Origin of the sequence: Delftia sp. DT-2, from assembly GCF_028401915.1 — a bacterium.
Taxonomy (GTDB): Bacteria; Pseudomonadota; Gammaproteobacteria; order Burkholderiales; family Burkholderiaceae_C; genus Comamonas; species Comamonas tsuruhatensis.
This window is the reverse complement of the sequence record NZ_JAQOTI010000002.1, coordinates 363,455-384,487: the sequence shown is the minus strand read 5'-3', so window position 1 is coordinate 384,487 and position 21,033 is coordinate 363,455. Positions and strand designations below refer to the sequence as shown.

Genomic DNA, 21,033 nt, shown 5'->3' with positions numbered 1-21,033 from the left:
AAAGCCAGGGACACCAAGCAAGGGCCTACGCCGGCCGCGCCGCCCCGCAGCGATGGTGTCGTCCCCCTCCCTTGCGAAGCAAGTAGAGAGGCGCCGTGCAACGAGGGGGAAGCGGCGTAAGCCGCTCAGGGGGTGAGCCTCTTGATGAGGCTGGAGGTATCCCAGCGCCTGCCCCCCATCTGCTGCACATCGGCATAGAACTGGTCCACCAGGGCCGTGACGGGCAGGCGGGCGCCGTTGCGCTGGGCCTCGGCCAGCACCAGGCCCAGGTCCTTGCGCATCCAGTCCACGGCAAAGCCGAAGTCGAACTTGCCTTCGGCCATGGTGCGGCCGCGATTGTCCATCTGCCAGCTCTGGGCTGCGCCCTTGCCGATGACGTCGAGCACGGCGGGAATGTCCAGGCCCGCGTGCTGGCCGAAGGCGATGGCCTCGGACAGGCCCTGGACCAGGCCGGCGATGCAGATCTGGTTGACCATCTTGGTGAGCTGGCCGGCGCCGCTGTCGCCCATCAGCGTGCAGGCGCGCGAGAAGGCCATGGCCACGGGCTGCATGGTGGCGAAGGCGGCCTCGTCACCGCCGCACATCACGGTGAGCTGGCCGTTCTGGGCGCCCGCCTGGCCGCCCGAGACGGGCGCGTCGATGAACTGCAGGCCCAGCTCCAGCCCGGCCGCATGCAGCTCGCGCGCCACTTCGGCCGATGCCGTCGTGTGGTCGGCAAATATGGCGCCGCGGCGCATGCCCGCGAAGGCGCCGTCCGGCCCCAGCACGACCGAGCGCAGGTCATCGTCATTGCCCACGCAGCTGAACACGATGTCGGCGTCGGCCACGGCCTCGCGCGGCGTGGCCGCATGGCCGCCGTTGAACTCCTCGCACCAGGCGCGGGCCTTGGCCTGCGTGCGGTTGTAGACCGTGACGCGGTGGCCTGCCGTGGCCAGGTGGCCGGCCATGGGATAGCCCATGACGCCCAGCCCCAGGAAGGCTACGGAGAGGGGAGCGATGGCCGCATAGCTGCGGGCGGCGATGGAGGAGTCGGACATGGGGGATTCCTGAGAGGTGGTGGGAGCGGGTGGCGCAGGGGCGCGCGGTGTGCGGCCCTGGAAGGAGCCGGTGTCCCGGCTCGGCGCGCTGAAGGCGCGTTCAGACGATGGCGAAATGCTCGGTGCCCGCCGCCAGGTCCAGCGACTTGGCGCGCTGGCTGCCCAGCTTGATCTGCAGCCGCAGGTCGTTGACCGAGTCCGCATTGCGCAGGGCATCCTCGTAGGTGATGAGGTTGGACTCGAACAGGTCGAACAGCGCCTGGTCGAAGGTCTGCATGCCCAGGTTGCGGCTTTTCTTCATGATCTCCTTGATCTCGGTGACTTCGCCCTTGAAGATCAGGTCGGAGATCAGCGGCGAGTTGAGCATCACCTCGATGGCGGCCACGCGCCCCTTGCTGTCCTGCTTGGGCAGCAGGCGCTGGGAGACCATGGCGCGCAGGTTCAGCGACAGGTCCATCAGCAGTTGCGGGCGGCGCTCTTCGGGGAAGAAGTTGACGATGCGGTCCAGCGCCTGGTTGGCGCTGTTGGCGTGCAGCGTGGCCAGGCACAGGTGGCCGGTTTCCGAGAAGGCGATGGCGTGCTCCATGGTCTCGCGGTCCCGGATTTCGCCCATGAGGATCACGTCCGGTGCCTGGCGCAGGGAGTTCTTGAGCGCTGCTTCCCAGCTGTCCGTGTCCAGGCCCACCTCGCGCTGCGTGACCACGCAGTTCTTGTGCGGGTGCACGAATTCGATGGGGTCCTCGATGGTCACGATGTGGCCGTAGGAATTCTCGTTGCGCCAGTCCACCATGGCGGCCAGCGTGGTGGACTTGCCCGAGCCCGTGGCGCCGACCAGGATGCACAGGCCGCGCTTGGTCATGGTCACTTCCTTGAGCACCTGGGGCACGCCCAGGCTGTCGATGGTGGGCAGGGCCAGCGGAATCGTCCGCATCACCATGCCCACGCGGCCCTGCTGGATGAAGGCGTTGACGCGAAAGCGCCCGATGCCCGGCGGCGAGATGGCGAAGTTGCACTCCTTGGTGCGCTCGAAATCGGCGATCTGCTTGTCGCTCATGACGGAGCGCGCCAGCGTCAGCGTGTGCACCGGCGACAGCGGCTGCGGCGACACCTTGGTGATGCGCCCGTCGATCTTGATCGCCGGCGGGAATTCCGCCGTGATGAACAAGTCGCTGCCGTTGCGGCTGACCATGAGCTTGAGCAGGTCGTTGATGAACTTGGTGGCCTGATCTCTTTCCATTGCCGTATTCCCCCGGGCATTGCGCACCGTCGTGGCGCGCAGGTTGTTTTGTTATGTGCAGGTGGTCCGGTCCGGCCCGGATGGGCCAGGCGTCCTCATATTCGACTCATTCGCCGACTCATTCGCCATCTAAGTGTGCTGCTCCTCGCCCAGGCGCACGCTGATGGCACGCAGCCGGAACGAGAGCTTGCGCGCCAGCAGCGCCATCAGCTTGGCGGCCAGCGCGGCATCCTTGACCATCATTTCGTCCAGCGCCTCTGCGCTGAGCACGCCGATCTCGCAGTCGGTCAGCGTGGTGCAGCTGGAAAAGCGCGGCCCGCCGTCGAGCAGCGACATCTCGCCGAGGATGTCGCCGGGCCGTGTCTGCGCCAGGCGCATGCGCTCGCCCCAGGGCTGCTGGCGCTCCACGGCGATCTGGCCGGACAGCACCACCGCCATGAAGCTGCCGTTCTCCTCCTGGCGGATCACGTCGCGCTGCGGCGCCACGGCCGCGTAGATGAAGTATTCGCTCAGCCGGTGCAGGCTGGCGGCGTCAAGCTGGCCCAGGTAGCGGTCGCGCGACCACAGCTGCTCCAGCTGGGTGACGCTGCCGCGCGGCAGCCGCGTGGCGCCCACCTCGATGGCGCGCGCCTCCCAGGGAACGGGAGGCGTGTGCGGGTCCATGAAGCCATGCGCCGCCAGCGTGGTCGTGAAGAAGGCCGACTCGGAGGCCGGGGCCGAAGGGTCCTGGCCGCTTCGCAGCTTGCGGAAAATGCTTTTCATGGCGCGTGGCGAGAGGCTGGGCCGGAGGCGGTCAGCCCGGGAAGTTGTCCGGTATCTTGGCCTTGGCGCGCGCTTCGGCCGGGCTGATCAGGTTGCGCCGCACCAGATCGGTCAGGTTCTGGTCCAGCGTCTGCATGCCCACATTCTGACTCGTCTGGATGGTGGAGTACATCTGGGCCACCTTGGCCTCGCGGATCAGGTTGCGGATGGCGCTGGTGCCCAGCATGATCTCGTGGGCCGCGATGCGGCCCTGGCCGTCCTTGGTCTTGCACAGCGTCTGCGAGATCACGGCCTGCAGCGATTCGGAAAGCATGGCGCGCACCATCTCCTTTTCCTCGGCCGGGAAGACGTCGATGATGCGGTCGATGGTCTTGGCGGCGCTGGAGGTGTGCAGGGTGCCGAAGACCAGGTGGCCCGTCTCGGCCGCGGTCATGGCCAGGCGGATGGTTTCGAGGTCACGCATTTCGCCCACCAGGATGGCGTCCGGGTCCTCGCGCAGCGCCGAGCGCAGGGCGGCCGAGAACGACTGCGTCATCGGCCCGACCTCGCGCTGGTTGATCAGGCACTTCTTGGAGTCGTGCACGAATTCGATGGGGTCCTCCACCGTCAGGATGTGGCCGTACTCGGTCTCGTTGAGGTGGTTGACCATGCCGGCCAGCGTGGTGGACTTGCCCGAGCCCGTGGGGCCGGTCACCAGCACCAGGCCGCGCGGCTTCAGGGCCAGGTCGGCGAAGATGCGCGGCGCGTTGAGCTGCTCCAGCGTCAGGATCTTGCTGGGAATGGTACGGAAGACGGCGGCCGCGCCCCGGTACTGGTTGAAGGCGTTGACACGAAAGCGCGCCAGGCCCTCGATCTCGAACGAGAAGTCCACCTCCAGGAACTCCTCGTAGGCCTTGCGCTGGGAGTCGCTCATGATGTCGTAGACCATGGCGTGGACGGTCTTGTGGTCCAGCGGATCGACATTGATGCGGCGCACATCGCCGTGCACGCGGATCATCGGCGGAAGCCCCGCGGACAGGTGCAGGTCGGAGGCCTTGTTCTTGACGCTGAAAGCCAGCAATTGGGTGATGTCCACGGAGTTCGCTCCCTCGTTTGGTACGCTGGCGGCAATTATGACGACGATTGAAAACAAGCTTCAACAGATTCACGAACGGATTGCCTCGGCCTGCGCGCAGGCGGGCCGGGCGGCCGGCTCGGTGCAGTTGCTGTCCGTCTCCAAGACCTTCGGCCCCGACGCCGTGCGCCAGGCCGTGCTGGCCGGCGAGCGCAGCTTTGGCGAGAACTACATCCAGGAAGGCGTGGACAAGATCGCCGCCGTGCGCGCCATGGGCCTGCCGGGCGGCGAGGCCCTGCAATGGCATTGCATAGGCCCCATCCAGAGCAACAAGACGCGCCTGGTGGCCGAGCATTTCGACTGGGCCCAGACCGTGGACCGCCTGAAGATCGCCGAGCGCCTGTCGGCCCAGCGCCCCGAGGGCCTGGCGCCGCTGCAGGTCTGCATCCAGCTGAACGTGGATGGCGGCGAGACCAAGGCCGGCGTGGCGCCCCAGCAGGCGCTGGAGCTGGCCGCCGCCATCGTGCAGCTGCCGCGCCTGGTGCTGCGCGGCGTGATGAGCATTCCCGACGATGTGCCGGGCTTCGAGGCCCAGCGCGAGGTGCATGCCCGCGCCACGGCCGTGTTCACGCAGATCCGCACCAGCGGCCTGCCGGGGCTGGAGCGCTTCGACACGGTATCCATGGGGATGACGGGCGACCTGGAAGCGGCCGTGGCCGCCGGATCGACCATGGTGCGCGTGGGCAGCGGCATCTTCGGCCAACGAAACTACGCCCCGCATTGAGCGGGGCGTAGCTGGCTTGGCTGGCGGGGCAGGCCGCCTCAGCGCCCGCCGGGCCGCTTCATCTGGCAGTCCGTGGGCAGCTCCACCTGCTCGGGCGTGTAGACGGCGTCGGTGCGAAAGCCGTAGTTCGTGCCTTCCCAGCCGGTCTTGACCAGCTTGCCATCCATGGGCGCGATGGTGTTGACCACCTGGGGCAGCAGCAGCTGGTGGTCCTTGCCGCGCATGCGCACGGGGCCGACCACGGTGTCCATCTGCAGGTCCTCCAGGGCCAGCGCGATCTTCACGGGTTCGGTGGACTGTGCCTTGGCCATGGCGGCGGCCAGCATGCGCGGCACCAGGTCCATGCGCGGGGCCAGGAAGTCCTTGCCCATGCGGGCCTTGTATTCCTGGGCGCGGGCGTTGGCCAGCGGGCGGCCGGCCTGGCCCGGGTGCCATTCGGCCACCCAGGTCAGCTGGCCGATGCGGGTCTGGGCGAAGGATGTCACCGTGCCCGGCATGCCGCCGGCGCTGTGGTTGAAGTAGCGCAGGTCATAGCCCGAGTCGGCCGCCGACTTGAGCAGCAGGGTCAGGTCCTGCCCCCAGTTGCCCGTGATCACCGAGTCCGCACCCGTTTCCTTGATCTTGGCCACGTAGGGCGCGAAGTCCTTGACGCGGCCTATGGGGTGCAGCATCTCGCCCGTGAACTGGATATCGGGCCGGGCCGCGCTCACCATCTGGCGCCCGTAGGCCGCCCACTGCTTGCCGTGGGCGTAGTCCTGGTTGAGCAGGTAGACCTTGCGGATGCCCGGCTGGGTCTTGATGTAGCTGGCAATCGCCTGCATGCGCATGGCGGTGTTGGCATCGAACATGAAATGCCAGAAGCTGCAGGCCTTGCCCGTCAGCTCGGGGTCGATGGAGGAGTGGTTGAGCACCAGCACCTCCTTGCCCGGATTGCGCTGGTTGTGGCGCGAGGCCGCCTGCACCAGGGCTGCCACCACCGACGAGCCCGATCCCCCGGTCACCACCACGCGCGCGCCCTGGTCTAGGGCTGCCTGCAGCGCGGCCTGGCTTTCCTGGGCCGAGAGCTTGCTGTCGAACTGCAGCAGCTGCAGCTTCGCCCCGTTGAACAGACCTCCCTTGGCGTTCACGTCCTCGACCGCGTACTGCACGTGGTCGCGCATCAGCTCGCCCGTGCTGACGAAGGGGCCGGACAGCGGATCGATGAAGGCGATCTTGAAGGTCTCGCCGCCCTGGGCGTGGGCGGCCGTGGCGCACAGCAGGGCGGCGGCGAGTGCCATGGATGGCTGGGAATATCGTCGGATGCAATGGCGGCGGATCGGCATGTCTTGTCTCCTCGAAGGAATGGTCGTCAGTCCTTGCCGGGCGGCTCGGCCCGGGGCCGGCTGCGCCGTGCAGGCGTCTTTTTCGCGGGGGATGCGGCAATGGCTTCGGGCGCGGTGGCTGGCGCCGTGCGCAGGCCCAGCACGCGGCTGGCCAGCTCGGTCAGCTCGGCCACCATCTCGGCCGTGCCCAGGCGGCCGCCGGGCCGGTACCAGTTGTAGAGAAAGCCCGGCAGGCTGCAGGCGGCCTGGGCGGTGATGCGTGTCTCGCGAAAGTCCAGGTGGCCGCTGGCGCGGCCTTCTTCGAGCAGCGCGCAGAACTGGCGGTAGAACTGGCGCGCCAGCGTGCGCGAGGCCTTCATGTACGCCGGACTGAAGGCCTGGGGCTCGCGGTAGGGAAAGAAGGCCGCCGGATAGTGGGCAATGGTGGCCGCGATCAGGCGCTGCAGGCCGTCCACGGCCTTCTCGTGCGCGGCGCGCGGATCGTCGGCCGCGAAGTCCAGCACCGTGAAGCAGGCCTCGGTGGGTGCCCAGCACAGGGTCTCGAAGATCTCCTGCTTGTTGCGGAAGTAGTAGTAGACGAAGGGCTTGGTCACGCCCAGGGCCTGGACGATCTGCTCCATCGTGGTGTTGGCGTAGCCGTTGCGGTCGAACAGGGCCTCGGCCGCCTTGAGGATGCGTTCGCGCTTTTCATCGGAGCCGGCCGTGGGAAGGCGCTGGCGGCCGCGCGGGGTGACAGGGGGCTTGGGCATGCGGGAAATCTCGTGTCGCGTCGGTGGCTGCGATGGTTATACCGGTGGGTAGCAATGTTCTACCAGCGGGTATATATTGGCAAGCCGCTGGACCCCAAAACAAATCAAGGCTATCCCTTAGGACTGGTTCCGGGATGGCCAGACACCCAGGAGACAAGCATGGCGGATTCCGAGACCCTCATTCCCCTGCATGAGGCCCTGCGCCGCAATGCGCGCAACCACCCCGGCCGCGACGCCTACATCTGGTATGGCCGCCACATCAGCTGGGCCGAGATGGATGCGGCCAGCGACGCCTTTGCCGCGCGGCTGCAGGCGCTGGGCGTGGGCCGGGGCGAGCCCGTGGCGCTGTTCATGAACAACTGCCCGCAGTACATCGTGGCGCACTACGGCATCCAGAAGATCGGCGCCATCGTCTGCCCCTGCGGGCCGCTGAACAAGGAGCATGAGCTGCAGTACCAGCTCGATGACCTCCAGGCCCGCGTCATCGTCGCGGCCGATGTGCTGCTGCCCGTGGTGGACAAGGTGCGCGCCAGCACGGCGCTCAGGCATGTGCTGGCCGTGCGCTATGGCGACTGGCTTCCTGAATCGGCCACGCTGGCGCTGCCGCCCGAACTGCAGGCCCCCGTGCAGCCGCTGCCCGAGGGCGTGGAATCGTTCTGGGATGTCATGCACAGCGGCGCCAAGCCCGTGCCCGTCGATGTCGCCATGGACGATGTCTCGCTGATGACCTATACCTCGGGCACGACGGGCCTGCCCAAGGGCGCCATGCTCAGCTACGGCAACGCGGCCAGCAAGACGGCCGGCGCCTCCAGCGCCACGGGCGTGAACGCCGGCGACATGCTGCTGGCCGTGGCGCCGCTCTATCACATTGCCGGCATGTCCATGGGCGTGAACATGCCCGTGCACAGCGGCGCCACCTGCGTGCTGCTGCACCGCTTCGACCCGCTGGCCGTGGCCCAGGCGCTGGAGCGCTACCGCGTGACCTGGTGGTACAGCATCGCGCCTATGAACGTGGCCGTGATGCAGCTGCCGGGCGTGGAGGCCATGGACTTTTCCGCGCTGCGCCGCAACACGGTGACCAGCTTCGGCATTGCCTACACCGAGGAGCTGGCGCGGCAGTGGAGGCGCTTCACCCCGAACTGCATCTCCAGCGAGGCGGCCTACGGCCTCAGCGAGACCCACACCATGGACACCACCATGCCCGGCGATGCCATCCGCTGGGGCACGCACGGCAAGCCGCTGCCCGGCAACGAGGTGCGCATCATCGACCCCGAGACCGGCGAGCCGCTGCCGGCCGGCGAAGTGGGCGAGATCACCATCCGCGGCCCCGGCAACTTCAAGGGCTACTGGAACAAGCCCGAGGCCACGGCCAGAACCCTGAAGAACGGCTGGGTGCACACGGGCGACATGGGCCGCATGGACGCCGAGGGCTACCTGACCTTCATCGGCCGCTTCAAGGAAATGATCAAGGTCTCGGGCTACAGCGTCTTCCCCGAGGAGGTGGAGGCCATCCTCATCAAGCACCCGGCCGTGGCCCAGGCCGCCGTGATCGGTGTGCCCGACCCGCAAAAGGGCGAGGTCGTGCGCGCCTTCATCGTCACGCGGCCGGGCCAGCAGATCGCGGCCGAGGACCTGGTGCAGTGGTCGCGCGAGAACATGGCCAGCTACAAGGCGCCGCGCGAGGTGCGTTTCATCGAGGCGCTGCCTGCCACCGGCGCGGGCAAGGTGCTGCGCAGGATGTTGAAAGACACCCCCTGAGTCGCTTCGCGCCTTCCCCCTCTCTACCCGCTTCGCGGGGGAGGGGGACGACACCTTCGGTGCGGGGCGGCCCTTCCTCGGTGCCCCTTGCATTTGAGGGCGCCAGTTGCAAACGCTGTTGACCATTGATACCGGACCTTTTACCCATGTTCCAGAAGATACTGATAGCCAACCGCGGCGAGATCGCGCTGCGCATCGTGCGCGCGCTGCGCGAGCTGGGTGTGCCCAGCCTGGCCGTCCATGCCGCAGACGATGCGCAGGCGCCCCATGTATCCGCTGCCGATGCAGCCGTGCCCCTGGACGCCAGCGGCCCCTCGGCCTACCTGGACGGCGCCCACCTGCTGCGCATTGCGCGCGAGCACGGCTGCGACGGCATCCATCCGGGCTACGGCTTTCTCAGCGAGAACGCCGGCTTTGCCCAGGCCTGTGCCGATGCGGGACTGCGCTTCATCGGTCCCGCGCCGGAGCACCTGGCGCTGCTGGGCGACAAGGCCCGCGCACGCGATCTGGCGCGCCGCTGCGGCGTGCCGCTGATGCCGGGCAGCAGCGAGGCCGTCACGCTGGAACAGGCCCAGACCTTCTTCGAGGCGCAGCAGGCCGGGGGCGCCAGCGGCATCATGGTCAAGGCCATCGGCGGCGGCGGCGGGCGCGGCATGCGCGCCGTGGCGCGCGCCGAGGACCTGCCCGCTGCCTACGAGCGCTGCCGCAGCGAGGCGCGCGCCGCCTTCGGCGTGGACGGTGTCTATGTGGAGCGTCTGATGACGGGCGCGCGCCATATCGAGGTACAGATCCTGGGCGACGGCGGCGCAGGCCCCATCGCGCTGGGCGAGCGCGAATGCACGCTGCAGCGGCGCTTCCAGAAGCTGGTGGAGATCGCGCCCAGCCCCAGCCTGGCGCAGCCGCTGCGCGAGCGCATCACGCGCGACGCGCTGCGCATGGCCGCCGAGATCGGCTACGAGAGCCTGGGCACCTTCGAATTCCTGGTCGATGCCGCCTCCGACTCCCTGCCCTATGTGTTCATCGAGGCCAACCCGCGCCTGCAGGTGGAGCACACCATCACCGAGGAAGTCTTCGGCATCGACCTGGTGCAGGCCCAGATCCGCATTGCGGCGGGCGATCACCTGGGCGAGCTGGGCCTGGATGCCAGGACACCCCCCGCGCCGCGCGGCTATGCCATGCAGTGGCGCATCAATGCCGAGACGCTGGATGCCGCAGGCCATTCGCGCCCCGGCAGCGGACGCATAGGCGCATTGCAGTGGCCGGCCGGCCCCGGCATCCGCATCGACACGCATGCGGTGGCGGGCGCCAGCCCCTCGCCGCACTACGACACGCTGCTGGCCAAGCTCATCGTGCACAGCAGCGGGTCGCGCTTTGAAGACGTGCTTCGACGCGCACGTCGCGCGCTGGACGAATGCCGCATCGACGGGCTGGCCACCAACCTGCCGCTGCTGCAGGCGCTGGCCCGGCGGCCCGAGATGGCATCGCAGGCCGTGCACACACGCTGGCTCGAAGAGGCCCTTCCCGAATTGGTGGCGGACGCCCAGGCGCTGGCCGAAGGCGCGCAACGCACGGCTGTGGCCGCCGATGTTCCGGTGGCGGACGAGGCTGCTGGCGCGCCCGTCCCCGAAGGCGCCATCACGGCCCCCATGCCCGCGCGCATCGTGCAGTGGAGCGTGGCCGTGGGCGATGTCGTAGCCGCAGGCACCGAACTGGGCGTGCTCGAAGCCATGAAGATGGAGCATGTGCTGCTGGCGCCGCAGGCCGGCACCATCACCCAACGGCTGGCCGAGGCCGGTGCCTATGTGGCCCAGGACCAGCCCCTGCTGGTGCTGGCCGCCGCCGAAGGCGTGCAGGCCGACGCACGCGCGCAGCAGATCGCCCAGGACCCGGACCACATCCGCGCCGACCTGCGCCGCGTCATCGACCGCCATGCCTTCACGCTGGACACCGCCCGGCCCGAGGCCATGGCCAAACGCCATGCCCAGGGCGGCCGCAGCGCGCGCGAGAACATCGCCGATCTTTGCGATGAGGGCAGCTTCATCGAGTACGGCGCGCTGGCCATTGCCGCGCAGACGCGCCGACGCAGCATGGACGACCTGATCGCCAACACGCCGGCCGACGGCATGGTCACGGGCATGGGCTCCATCAACGGCGCGCAGTTCGGCCAGGAGCGCTCGCGCGCCGTCGTCATGGCCTATGACGCCACCGTGCTGGCCGGCACCCAGGGCGCGCGCAACCATGCCAAGACCGACCGCATGCTGGGCATTGCGCTGGCCCAGAAGCTGCCCGTGGTGCTGTTCGCCGAAGGCGGCGGCGGGCGGCCCGGCGATACCGACACGCCCGTGGTCGCGGGCCTGCATGTGCACACCTTCGCCGCCTATGCGGCCCTGTCGGGCCAGGTGCCGGTGATCGGCATTGCACACGGCCGCTGCTTTGCGGGCAATGCAGCCCTGCTGGGCTGCAGCGACGTGATCATCGCCACGCGCGCCAGCTGCATCGGCATGGGCGGGCCGGCCATGATCGAGGGCGGCGGGCTGGGCGTCTTCCGGCCCGAGCAGATCGGTCCCAGCAGCGTGCAGCATGCCAATGGCGTGATCGACGTACTGGTCGAGGACGAGGCCCAGGCCGTGGCTGCAGCGCGCCACTATCTTTCGTTCTTCCAGGGCCGCACCACGGACTGGACCGCGCCCGACACGCGCGCCCTGCGCCATGTGGTGCCCGAGAACCGGCTGCGTGCCTATGACACGCGTGCGGCCATGGCGCATCTGGTGGACGAAGGCAGCCTGCTGCTGCTGCGCACGGGCTTTGGCGCAGGCATCCACACCGGGCTGGCGCGCATCGAAGGCCGGCCCGTGGGGCTGATGGCCAACAACCCCTCCCACCTGGGCGGCGCCATCGACGCCGATGCGGCCGACAAGGCCGCGCGCTTCATGCAGCTGTGCAACGCCCATGGCCTGCCCATCGTGAGCCTGGTGGACACGCCGGGCTTCATGGTCGGCCCCGAGATCGAGAAGACCGCCCAGGTGCGCCATGTCAGCCGCCTGTTCGTCACGGCGGCCAAGCTGCGCGTGCCGTATTTCAGCGTGGTGCTGCGCAAGGGCTACGGCCTGGGGGCCATGGGCATGACGGCGGGCAGCTTCCATGCGCCGGTGTTCAACGTGGCCTGGCCCACGGGCGAGTTCGGCGCCATGGGTCTGGAAGGCGCCGTGCGCCTGGGCTTTCGCAAGGAACTGCAGGCCCTGCCCGAGGGCGCCGAACGCAACGCTCTGTTCGACCGGCTGCTGGCCCAGCAGTACGCCCACGGCGAGGCCATGCACATGGCCGGCACGCTGGAGATCGACGCCGTCATCGACCCCGCCGACACGCGCGCCTGGCTGTCGCGCGGCCTGGCGGGGGCGCGCGTGGCACCCGCCCAGGCGGGCTTCGTGGACACCTGGTAGGCCCTGAAAACGCTGCAGGCGGCGTGCTAAGCTGATCCTCTTTTCGACGAACACGATGGCGGGCCCGCTCAAGCGGGCCCCGCTGCCTCTGGAGACCTTCCCATGCCCGGACTTCTGCCCGATATCGATCCCGACGGCCTGCTCGAATTCTCGGTGGTCTACACCGACCGCGCGCTCAACCACATGTCCAAGCGCTTCGCGGGCGTGATGCAGGACATCCTCACCACGCTGCAGGAGGTCTACCACGCCCACACGGCCGTGCTGGTGCCGGGCAGCGGCACCTTCGGCATGGAGGCCGTGGCGCGCCAGTTCGCCAATCGCGAAAAGGTGCTCATCGTGCGCAACGGCTGGTTCAGCTACCGCTGGACCCAGATCTTCGAGGAAGGCGGACTGGGCGGTGGCGCCGTGGTCTGCAAGGCGCGCCGCCAGGGCCCGGGCAGCCAGGACCCCTGGGCGCCCTGCGCGGCCGAGGACGTGGCCGCCGCCATCCGCACTGAAAAACCCAAGGTCGTGTTCGCGCCCCATGTGGAGACGGCCAGCGGCATCATCCTCAGCGACAGCTACCTGCGCGCCGTGGCCGATGCCGCGCACGAGGTGGGTGCGCTCTTCGTGCTGGACTGCGTGGCCTCGGGCGCCATGTGGGTGGACATGGAAAAGACCGGCGTGGACGTGCTGATCAGCGCGCCGCAAAAGGGCTGGAGCAGCTCGCCGTGCTGCGCCATGGTCATGCTCTCGCAGCGCGCGCGCGAAGCCATCGAGCACACGCAAAGCTCCAGCTTCTCCTGCGACCTCAAGAAGTGGATGCAGATCGCCGAGGGCTACGAAAAAGGCCAGCACGCCTACCACACCACCATGCCCACCGACGCCCTGGTCCGCCTGCGCGACGTGATGCTGGAGACGCGTGCCTACGGCTTCGCCAAGGTGCGCGACGAGCAGATCGCCCTGGGCGCCAAGGTGCGCGCACTGCTGGAGTCGCGCGGCTTTCCCAGCGTGGCGGCCGAAGGCTGGAAGGCCCCCGGCGTGGTCGTCAGCTACACCACCGACCCCGGCATCCAGAGCGGCAAGAAGTTCATGGAAGCCGGCCTGCAGACCGCCTCGGGCGTGCCCCTGCAGTGCGACGAAGGCCCGGACTTCAAGACCTTCCGCATCGGCCTGTTCGGCCTGGAAAAATGGCACAACGTGGACCGCACCGTCGGCCACATCGCCAAAGCGCTGGACGACATCGGTGTCCCCGCCAAGGCGTGAACCGAACCCGCTGCAAACATTGCATTGAAAGAGCCCTCATGAACAAGACCCTCACCACCCTGGCCGCCTCCTGCGGCCTGATGCTCGCCGCATTCACCGGCGTGGCGGCCCATGCGGCCGAGCCCGTCACCACGGCCAGCGGCCTGGTCTATGAAAGCCTCAAGGAAGGCACGGGCGCCAGCCCCAAGGCCAGCGACACGGTGCGCGTGCACTACCGCGGCTACTTCCCCGACACGGGCAAGGACTTCGACAGCTCCATCACGCGCGGCCAGCCCATCGAGTTCCCCCTGACCGGCGTGATTCCCTGCTGGACCGAAGGCGTGCAGAAGATGAAGGTCGGCGGCAAGGCCAAGCTGACCTGCCCGCCCTCCATCGCCTACGGCAGCCGTGGCGCGGGCAGCGTGATCCCGCCCAACGCCACGCTGAACTTCGAGGTGGAACTGCTGGGCATCAAGTGATGGCCGGCCCGCTGGCCGGGCCATCCCCCGCCTGATGCGAAGCCGGCCTGCGGGCCGGCTTTTTCACGGTCGCTGAAAGGAAGACGTCGTGGACCCTCGCAAACCGCTGGACGCGCGCGCCGCCGCGCTGATGCTCATGCTGTGCCTGATCTGGAGCCTGCAGCAGATCCTGCTCAAGGCCACGGCCGATGCCATCGCGCCCACGCTGCAGATCGCGCTGCGCTCGGGCGCGGGCGCCGTGCTGGTGTGGCTGTTCATGCGCTGGCGCGGCATGCGCGTGCAGTGGGGCGACGGCAGCTGGCGCCCGGGCCTGGCCGTGGGCACGCTGTTTGCGCTGGAATTCCTGCTGGTGGGCGAGAGCATCAACCACACCTCGGCCGCCCATGTGGTGGTCTTCCTGTATTCCGCTCCCGTGTTCGCGGCGCTGGGCCTGCACTGGAAGCTGCCCTCGGAGCGCCTGGCGCCGCTGCAATGGCTGGGCATCGTGCTGGCCTTTGCCGGCATTGCGCTGGCCTTCCTTGGCGGCGGCAAGCCTTCGAAGGCAGCCGGCGCCGCCATGCTGCTGGGCGACCTGCTGGCGCTGGCCGCCGGCGTGGCCTGGGGCGCCACCACGGTGGCCATCCGCACCACGCGGCTGGCATCGCTGCCCGCCGCGCAGACCCTGCTCTACCAGCTGGCCACCGGCTTTGCGCTGCTGCTGCCCGCCGCCTTCCTGCTGGGCCAGACCCGCTTCGAGCCCACGCCCCTGGCCTGGGCGGGCCTGGCCTTCCAGTCCGTGCTGGTCTGCTTCGTGAGCTTCCTGGTCTGGTTCTGGCTGCTCACGCAATACCTGGCCTCGCGCCTGGGCGTGTTCTCGTTCATGACGCCCATCTTCGGCGTGGTCTTCGGTGCCTGGCTGCTGAGCGAGCCCATCGAGCCCAACTTCCTGGCGGGGGCGCTGATGGTGCTGGCAGGGGTGCTGCTGGTGAGCGGGTATGGGTGGCTGAAGTCGCTCAGGCGGTGAGGCCAGGGATCAGGCCGGCCGGGGTAGCGGATCCGTGCCCTCGTTGAGCACGGAAAGATAGCGCTGATAGCTGAAGACCCGGCCTCGCTTGCGGCCGGTCACTTCCTCGATGATGCCCAGGCGCTGCAAGTCGGCGAGCGCCGTGTTGACGGTAGGCGAGGACAGTCCCGTCTGCCGGACCAGCTGGTTTGACGTCAGGAAGGGGTTGAGCTGGAACAGGTCGTGGATGCGCAGCGTGGAGCTGGCGCGTTCGCCTTCGGTCGCGATGCGTTCGCGGTCCTGCCTGAACAGATCGACGATATGCGTGGCGGCCTCGAAGGCCTGGTTCGCGGTCTGTGCCACGCCGGTGAGAAAGAAGTCGAGCCAGGCTTCCCAGTTGCCGTTCTCGCGCACTTCCTGCAGCAGCCGGTAGTACTCGGCCCGATGCGTCTTGAGAAATAGGCTGAGGTAGAGCAGCGGCTTGTTCAGCACGCCGTTGATGCAGAGGTACAGCGTGACCAGCAGGCGGCCGATACGGCCATTGCCATCGAGGAACGGATGCAGTGTCTCGAATTGCACGTGCAGCAGGCCGGCCTTGATGAGGGCGGGCAGGCGGGAGGCATCTTCGTGCATGAAGCGTTCAAAGGCGTCGAGGCAGGGGCCGAGCTCGTTGACAGGCGGCGGCACAAACAAGGCATTGCCTGGACGCGTGCCGCCAATCCAGTTCTGCGAGCGCCGGAACTCGCCGGGGCTCTTGGTGCCGCCGCGTCCGCTTTGCAGCAGCCGGCCATGCATCTCGCGGATCAGGTGCAGTGACAGCGGCAGGTCCCGCAGGCGCTCCAGTCCGTACATCATCGCGTCCACATAGTTCGAAACTTCGCGGATGTCGTCGATGGGCTGGCCCGCCTGGGCCTCGGCTTCGAAGCGCAGCAGGTCCGACAGCGTCGATTGCGTGCCCTCGATCTGCGAAGAAAGCACGGCCTCCTTGCGCACGTACATGTAGAGGAACAGCTCCTGGCGGGGCAGCAGCATGGTGATGCCATCGAGCCGTCCCAGCGCACGCTCGGCAAGGCTGAGCTTTTCCAGGAGGACGAGCACATCGATGGCCGGCTCCGGCGGCAGCGGTGGCGGCACGAAGGCGCGCACCTTTTCGCCTGCTGCGGATGTCTCGATGAAGCGGCCAAGCCGCTGGCTGGTAGGGGAATCGGGCATGGGGCTGACTATGGCTTTGGACGCTTATTTAAGCAAATGCGGTTTTTCTTAAATAACGAGAGCGCCAAGTTAAGCTGACTTAAATAAGCCTTCGTCTCAAGGCGGCGGGCCGGCCGCATGACCCCTCATGCCAGTCCCAGTCGCCGCGCCAGCCGCTGCAGGTTGGCGCGGTCCATCTGCAGCTCGCGTGCGGCGGCGGCCCAGCTGCCGTGGTGGCGCTGCAGGCTGGCCTTGATCAGCTGGCGTTCGTAGCTTTCGACGGCATTGCGCAGGCCTTGGGGGCTGGCGCCGGGTGATGCGACCTGTGGGACGGGCAGGGTCGGGGTGGCCGTCGCCGAGGGCTGCGCGTCATCCCGGAGATCGGCCTGCCCCAGCGTGACCATGCGTGCCCGGCCACCGGCCGGAGTGCCGGAGGGCGCACGGCTGAGCGCCCGCAGCACGCCGCGGCTGATGAGGTGCTCCAGTTCCCGGACATTGCCGGGCCAGTCCTGGGCGAGCAAGGCCGATTGCGCAGCGGGGTGCAGGCGCAGTCCGCCCAGGCCCAGGCGGGAACGGTTTTCCTCGAGGAAGAAGCCGGCCAGCATCAGCACGTCGCTGTCGCGCTCGCGCAGAGCGGGCACGCGCAACGGGTAGACGCTCAGGCGGTGGAAGAAATCGGCGCGCATGCGGCCGGCCGCCACCTCGGCGGCCAGGTCGCGGTTGGTGGCGGCGATCACGCGCACGTCCACATGGTGCTCGCGGTCCGAACCCAGGCGCTGCAGCTGGCCGCTTTGCAGCACGCGCAGCAGCTTGGCCTGCACGGGCAGGGACAGCTCGCCCACTTCGTCCAGGAACAGCGTGCCCTGGTCGGCCTGCTCGAACTTGCCGCTGCGCTCGGACAGCGCGCCCGTGAAGGCGCCGCGCACATGGCCGAACAGCTCGCTTTCGACCAGGTTGTCGGGCAGGGCCGCGCAGTTGATGCTGACCAGCGCCCGGCCTGCACGCGCCGACTGCGCATGCACGGCCTGGGCCACCAGTTCCTTGCCCGTGCCGGTCTCGCCCGTGATCAGCACATTGAGGTCGCTGGCCGCGACCAGGGCGATGTCCTTTTGCAGCGCGCGCATGGCCGGGCTCTGGCCGATCAGCGGACGCGATGAATCGCCCCCCGGGGCGGCGCCGGGTGCGGGCAGGGCGCGCGCACTGCGTGCCAACCGGCGCAGCCGCTCGGCCGTGGTCACGGTGGCCGCCGCCAGGTTGCTGAAGGCCTGCAGCGCCGCCAGCGCGGCCGGGTCGGCAAAGCGCCCCGGGTCCAGCGCGTCCAGCGTGAGAAGGCCCCAGGGCAGGCCGCCCGTCTGCAGCACGCAGCCCATGCAGTCGTGCACCTCCAGCGGCCCGTGGCCCTGGGCCACCAGGCCGTCATAGGGATCGGGCAGCGGGCTGTCTGGCGCAAAGCGCATGGCCTGGCCCGCGGCCAGCAGCTGGGCGAAGCGCGGGTGCTCGGCAATGCGAAAGCGCCGGCCCAGCGCATCGGGCACCAGGCCGTCGATGGCCACGGGCCGCAGCCACTCGCCTTCCAGGCGCAGCAGGGCGGCGGCATCGGCCGGCAGCACGGCGCGCAGGGCTGCCAGCAGGCGGCGAAAGCGCTCGCGCTCAGGCAGGTCCTGGGCCAGGTCGGCCACCAGAGGGGTGAGGGCGTGCAGGGCGGTGGATGTGGTCATAAAGACTGCGATGGCTGTCAAAAGGACTCGATTTGACGGGAGTCATATTGACGCATGAAACGCCAAGCCCTTGTTCTTCAAGGGTCGCGGGACTGGCACGGCCCTTGCCTTTGCCAAGGCATGTCCGGCATCGCACCGGGCATGTCCGTCCCCGTACCCAAGGAGTTTCCCGTGCTGACCGACCGCCAACGTGCCATCGTCCAATCCACCGTTCCGCTGCTTGAAACCGGCGGCGAAGCGCTGATCACGCATTTCTACCAAACCATGCTGGGCGAGTACCCCGAGGTGCGCGCCCTGTTCAACATGGCCCACCAGCAAAGCGGCGCCCAGCCGCGTGCCCTGGCCTACAGCGTGCTCATGTACGCCAGGCACATCGACCGGCTGGACGCCCTGGGCGACCTGCCCGCGCAGATCATCAACAAGCACGTTGCGCTGCAGGTGCAGCCCGAGCACTACCCCATCGTCGGCACCTGCCTGCTGCGCGCCATCCGCGAAGTGCTGGGCGCCGAGATCGCCACCGACGAGGTCATAGCCGCCTGGGGCGCCGCCTACCAGCAGCTGGCCGACATCCTGATCGGCGCCGAGCGCCAGGCCTATGACCGCACGGCGGCGGCCGAAGGCGGCTGGCGCGGCGAGCGCGCCTTCGTGGTGCAGGACAAGGTGCAGGAAAGCGCCGAGATCACGTCCTTCTACCTGGTGCCCGCCGACGGCGGCCCCGTGATCGCCCACCAGCCCGGGCAGTACATCGGCCTGCGCCTGGTGGTGGACGGCCAGGAGCAGCGGCGCAACTACTCCCTGTCCGCACCCGCAGACGGGCGCAGCCTGCGCATCAGCGTCAAGCGCGAGGCGGGTGGCAAGGTCTCCAACTTCCTGCACGACCGGGTCCGGGTCGGCGACACGCTGCAGCTGTTCCCGCCCGCAGGCCACTTCACGCTGCAGCCCGGCGAGCGCCCGCTGGTGCTGATCAGCGGCGGCGTGGGCATCACGCCGACCCTGCCCATGCTGGACGCGGCCTTGCCGACCCGGCGGCCCGTGGTCTTCATCCACTGCGCACGCGAGCGCGGGGTGCATGCCTTCCGCGAGCATGTGGATGCGCTGGCTGCCGTGCATCCGCAGCTCACCCGTTACTACTGCTATGACCGGGCAGAGGAGGGCGATGGGGTCGATGCGCAGGGCCTGCTGACCGCCCGCCAGCTGGGTGAATGGCTGCCCGCCGTGGATGCCGATGTCTACTTCCTGGGGCCTCGGCCGTTCATGCGGTCGGTGAAGGAATCGTTGAAGGCCCTGGGGGTGCCGCAGGAGCAGGTGCGGTATGAGTTTTTTGGGCCGGCCGAGGCGCTCCAGTAGGCTTTGCCGGAGCCTGCCCTGGGTGGTTCCTGGCTCTGCCGCACCCCGGGCATGCCTTTGTCGCGTCCTTGTCGCGCCCCTTGTAGCACCTCTGTGGCAAGAGGCGCGACAAGGTCCGAAGGCTCAGCGGTAGAAGGCTTGCACGGTGCCCTTGAGCTTGATCAGCAAGGGCCTGCCCTTGCGATCCACCGTCTTGCCCGCGGGCACCTTGATCCATCCCTCGCTCACGCAATACTCCTCCACGTCGAACCGCTCCTTGCCGTTGAAGCGGATGCCGATGTCGTGCTCGAACACGGCCGCCACGTGGTGCGGGCTGCGCGGGTCGATGGACAGGTGGTCGGGCAGGGCGGGGCGCTCGGCGGATGCGTTGGCGTCGGTCATGGTCTTGTTCTCGCAAGAGGGTTCTGAAGAAAGCCGGTATTGTCCGCGCAATCCGGGGTCAGGCGCTGGCTGACAGGCATTGGCGGCAGGCATCGCCACGCGGGGCCCGGCGGGCGTCGTATGCTGCGCTCCATGCTGTCGCCAGAGCAACGTCAAACACTGAAGTCGGCCAAGCGCCTGCCGCTGGCGTTGCTGCTGCTCATGGCGCTGGGCTTCGTGGCCTCGTCGGTGGCGGCAGCGCACTGGCAGCAGGTGCCGCTGTGGCTGGCCTGCATCAAGGCCGTGACCGAGGCCTCGCTGGTCGGCGCGCTGGCCGACTGGTTTGCAGTGTCTGCCCTGTTCCGGCACATTCCGCTGCCCGTGGTCGGGCGCCACACGGCCATCATTCCGCGCAACAAGGACCGCATCGGGCTGAACCTGGCGAATTTCGTGCGCGACAAGTTCCTGGACGGGCCTTCGCTGGTGGCGCTGATCGAGCGCCACGATCCCGCGCGCGTGCTGGCGGGCTGGCTGACCTCACCGGCCAACAGCACGCTGCTGGGGCGGCAGGTGGCGCGGCTGGCGCTGGCGGCGCTGGAGATGGTGCAGGACCGGCAGGTGGAGCGCTTTCTCTCGCACTCGTTCAAGGCCTTGCTGGAGCATCTGGACCTGCCCCGCGCGGCGGCGGACCTGCTGTCGGGCCTGACCCAGGACGGGCGCCACCAGGCCGTGCTCGACGATGTGCTGGCGCGCGTCAGCGGCGTGCTGCGCGAATCCGAGACCCATGTGCTGATCGCCCGGACCATCGTGCTGTGGCTCAAGCGCGAGCATCCGCTCAAGGAAAAGATGCTGCCTACGGACTGGCTCGGCGACAAGGGTGCCACGGCCATCGCCGGGGCGCTGGACAGCCTGCTGCAGGACATCGCCAGCGATCCCGGGCACCACATGCGCAAGGCGTTCGATGCCTCCGTGCAGCGGCTGATTGACCGGCTGCAGTCCGACCCGGCCATGGCCGATCGCGCCGAGCGCCTGCGCGACTACCTGCTGCACGACGAGAAGCTGGCCGGCTACCTGCGTTCGCTGTGGCTGGGCCTGCGCGCCAGGCTGCAGGCCGACCTGGCCAACGAGCATTCGCAGGTGGCGCGCAAGACCGCGGCCATGGGCCGCTGGCTGGGCCAGTCGCTGGCGCATGACGAGGCGCTGCGCCACTCCATGAACGAACGCCTCAAGCGCTGGGCCCAGGCGCTGGCGCCCGATGTCTCGCAGTTCCTGGCCCAGCACATCGCCGACACCGTGCGGCGCTGGGATGCGCGCGAGCTGTCCGAGCTGATCGAGCTGCACATCGGCAAGGACCTGCAGTACATCCGCATCAATGGCACCGTGGTCGGCGGTGCCGTGGGGCTGCTGCTGTTCCTGGTCTCCAATGCGGGGCGGCTGTGGTCCTGATCTTCGTATCAGGATGTTGCCTGCCGGCCACATCGGGCCAACTTTACAAAGCCGCCGTGTTCGCCGGAACGCCGTGAATCGGGCCGGGCGCTGCACGCGCCCGGGCACTGGCGGCCCTGCATGTCATTGATGAACAAGGCAAC

The 21,033-nt window shown here is 68.6% G+C and carries 17 protein-coding genes; 8 read left to right on the top strand and 9 right to left on the bottom strand.

Annotated elements, in window-relative coordinates:
• Positions 1 to 125 precede the first annotated feature (125 nt).
• The 4 genes from PO605_RS04230 to PO605_RS04215 form a co-directional block, all read right to left on the bottom strand.
• A complete protein-coding gene (locus PO605_RS04230) occupies positions 126 to 1,037 on the bottom strand; it encodes an NAD(P)-dependent oxidoreductase (RefSeq protein WP_047471048.1) in 912 nt (303 codons plus the stop codon).
• A 100-nt stretch (positions 1,038 to 1,137) separates the two neighbouring features.
• A complete protein-coding gene (locus tag PO605_RS04225; RefSeq protein ID WP_016450725.1) occupies positions 1,138 to 2,274 on the bottom strand; it encodes a PilT/PilU family type 4a pilus ATPase in 1,137 nt (378 codons plus the stop codon).
• A 129-nt stretch (positions 2,275 to 2,403) separates the two neighbouring features.
• Positions 2,404 to 3,036 carry a cyclic nucleotide-binding domain-containing protein gene (locus PO605_RS04220; RefSeq protein WP_016450724.1) on the bottom strand — a complete coding sequence of 211 codons (633 nt, stop codon included), beginning with the start codon at positions 3,034 to 3,036 and terminating at the stop codon, positions 2,404 to 2,406.
• Between the two features lie 31 nt (positions 3,037 to 3,067).
• On the bottom strand, positions 3,068 to 4,111 hold the full coding sequence (locus PO605_RS04215) for a type IV pilus twitching motility protein PilT (RefSeq protein WP_016450723.1): 1,044 nt from the start codon (positions 4,109 to 4,111) through the stop codon (positions 3,068 to 3,070).
• A gap of 37 nt (positions 4,112 to 4,148) precedes the next feature.
• On the opposite strand from PO605_RS04215, the gene PO605_RS04210 reads away from it, so the two are divergent.
• A complete protein-coding gene (locus tag PO605_RS04210; protein ID WP_047471050.1) occupies positions 4,149 to 4,874 on the top strand; it encodes a YggS family pyridoxal phosphate-dependent enzyme in 726 nt (241 codons plus the stop codon).
• A gap of 38 nt (positions 4,875 to 4,912) precedes the next feature.
• Here the strand turns inward: PO605_RS04210 and PO605_RS04205 are convergent, their stop codons facing one another.
• Together PO605_RS04205 and PO605_RS04200 are read right to left on the bottom strand one after the other, a co-directional pair.
• Entirely contained in the window at positions 4,913 to 6,196 is a 1,284-nt protein-coding gene (locus PO605_RS04205; RefSeq protein WP_047471052.1) for a branched-chain amino acid ABC transporter substrate-binding protein, read from the bottom strand.
• A gap of 26 nt (positions 6,197 to 6,222) precedes the next feature.
• Complete coding sequence (locus tag PO605_RS04200) at positions 6,223 to 6,945, bottom strand: TetR/AcrR family transcriptional regulator (RefSeq protein WP_016446678.1); 723 nt, start codon at positions 6,943 to 6,945, stop codon at positions 6,223 to 6,225.
• A gap of 159 nt (positions 6,946 to 7,104) precedes the next feature.
• Here PO605_RS04200 and PO605_RS04195 point away from each other — a divergent pair, with 159 nt between their 5' ends.
• The 5 genes from PO605_RS04195 (at position 7,105) to PO605_RS04175 (ending at position 14,849) form a co-directional block, all read left to right on the top strand.
• Entirely contained in the window at positions 7,105 to 8,703 is a 1,599-nt protein-coding gene (locus PO605_RS04195) for an AMP-binding protein (protein ID WP_047471054.1), read from the top strand.
• 146 nt (positions 8,704 to 8,849) lie between these two features.
• Positions 8,850 to 12,143, top strand: coding sequence for a carboxyl transferase domain-containing protein (locus PO605_RS04190; protein WP_272206132.1), 3,294 nt, complete (start codon positions 8,850 to 8,852; stop codon positions 12,141 to 12,143).
• A gap of 102 nt (positions 12,144 to 12,245) precedes the next feature.
• Positions 12,246 to 13,388, top strand: coding sequence for a pyridoxal-phosphate-dependent aminotransferase family protein (locus PO605_RS04185; protein ID WP_012203005.1), 1,143 nt, complete (start codon positions 12,246 to 12,248; stop codon positions 13,386 to 13,388).
• Between the two features lie 38 nt (positions 13,389 to 13,426).
• Positions 13,427 to 13,846 (top strand): FKBP-type peptidyl-prolyl cis-trans isomerase, encoded by a 420-nt coding sequence (locus tag PO605_RS04180; RefSeq protein WP_017407873.1) that lies wholly within the window; start codon positions 13,427 to 13,429, stop codon positions 13,844 to 13,846.
• Positions 13,847 to 13,934: 88 nt separating this feature from the next.
• Positions 13,935 to 14,849 carry a DMT family transporter gene (locus PO605_RS04175; RefSeq protein WP_047219585.1) on the top strand — a complete coding sequence of 305 codons (915 nt, stop codon included), beginning with the start codon at positions 13,935 to 13,937 and terminating at the stop codon, positions 14,847 to 14,849.
• A gap of 9 nt (positions 14,850 to 14,858) precedes the next feature.
• On the opposite strand, the gene PO605_RS04170 is transcribed toward PO605_RS04175, so the two are convergent.
• Both PO605_RS04170 and norR read right to left on the bottom strand, forming a co-directional pair.
• The gene (locus PO605_RS04170; protein ID WP_047475004.1) at positions 14,859 to 16,040 is read right to left on the bottom strand and encodes a Fic family protein; all 1,182 of its coding nucleotides are present in this window, start codon (positions 16,038 to 16,040) and stop codon (positions 14,859 to 14,861) included.
• A 125-nt stretch (positions 16,041 to 16,165) separates the two neighbouring features.
• A complete protein-coding gene (norR, locus tag PO605_RS04165; protein WP_272206131.1) occupies positions 16,166 to 17,737 on the bottom strand; it encodes a nitric oxide reductase transcriptional regulator NorR in 1,572 nt (523 codons plus the stop codon).
• Between the two features lie 120 nt (positions 17,738 to 17,857).
• Here norR and hmpA point away from each other — a divergent pair, with 120 nt between their 5' ends.
• Positions 17,858 to 19,084 (top strand): NO-inducible flavohemoprotein, encoded by a 1,227-nt coding sequence (gene hmpA / locus PO605_RS04160; protein ID WP_047473003.1) that lies wholly within the window; start codon positions 17,858 to 17,860, stop codon positions 19,082 to 19,084.
• A 123-nt stretch (positions 19,085 to 19,207) separates the two neighbouring features.
• On the opposite strand, the gene PO605_RS04155 is transcribed toward hmpA, so the two are convergent.
• Positions 19,208 to 19,465 carry a DUF3297 family protein gene (locus tag PO605_RS04155; protein WP_016446670.1) on the bottom strand — a complete coding sequence of 86 codons (258 nt, stop codon included), beginning with the start codon at positions 19,463 to 19,465 and terminating at the stop codon, positions 19,208 to 19,210.
• A gap of 120 nt (positions 19,466 to 19,585) precedes the next feature.
• Between PO605_RS04155 and PO605_RS04150 the strand changes: the two genes are divergently transcribed.
• A complete protein-coding gene (locus tag PO605_RS04150; RefSeq protein WP_016446669.1) occupies positions 19,586 to 20,890 on the top strand; it encodes a DUF445 domain-containing protein in 1,305 nt (434 codons plus the stop codon).
• Positions 20,891 to 21,033 lie beyond the last annotated feature (143 nt).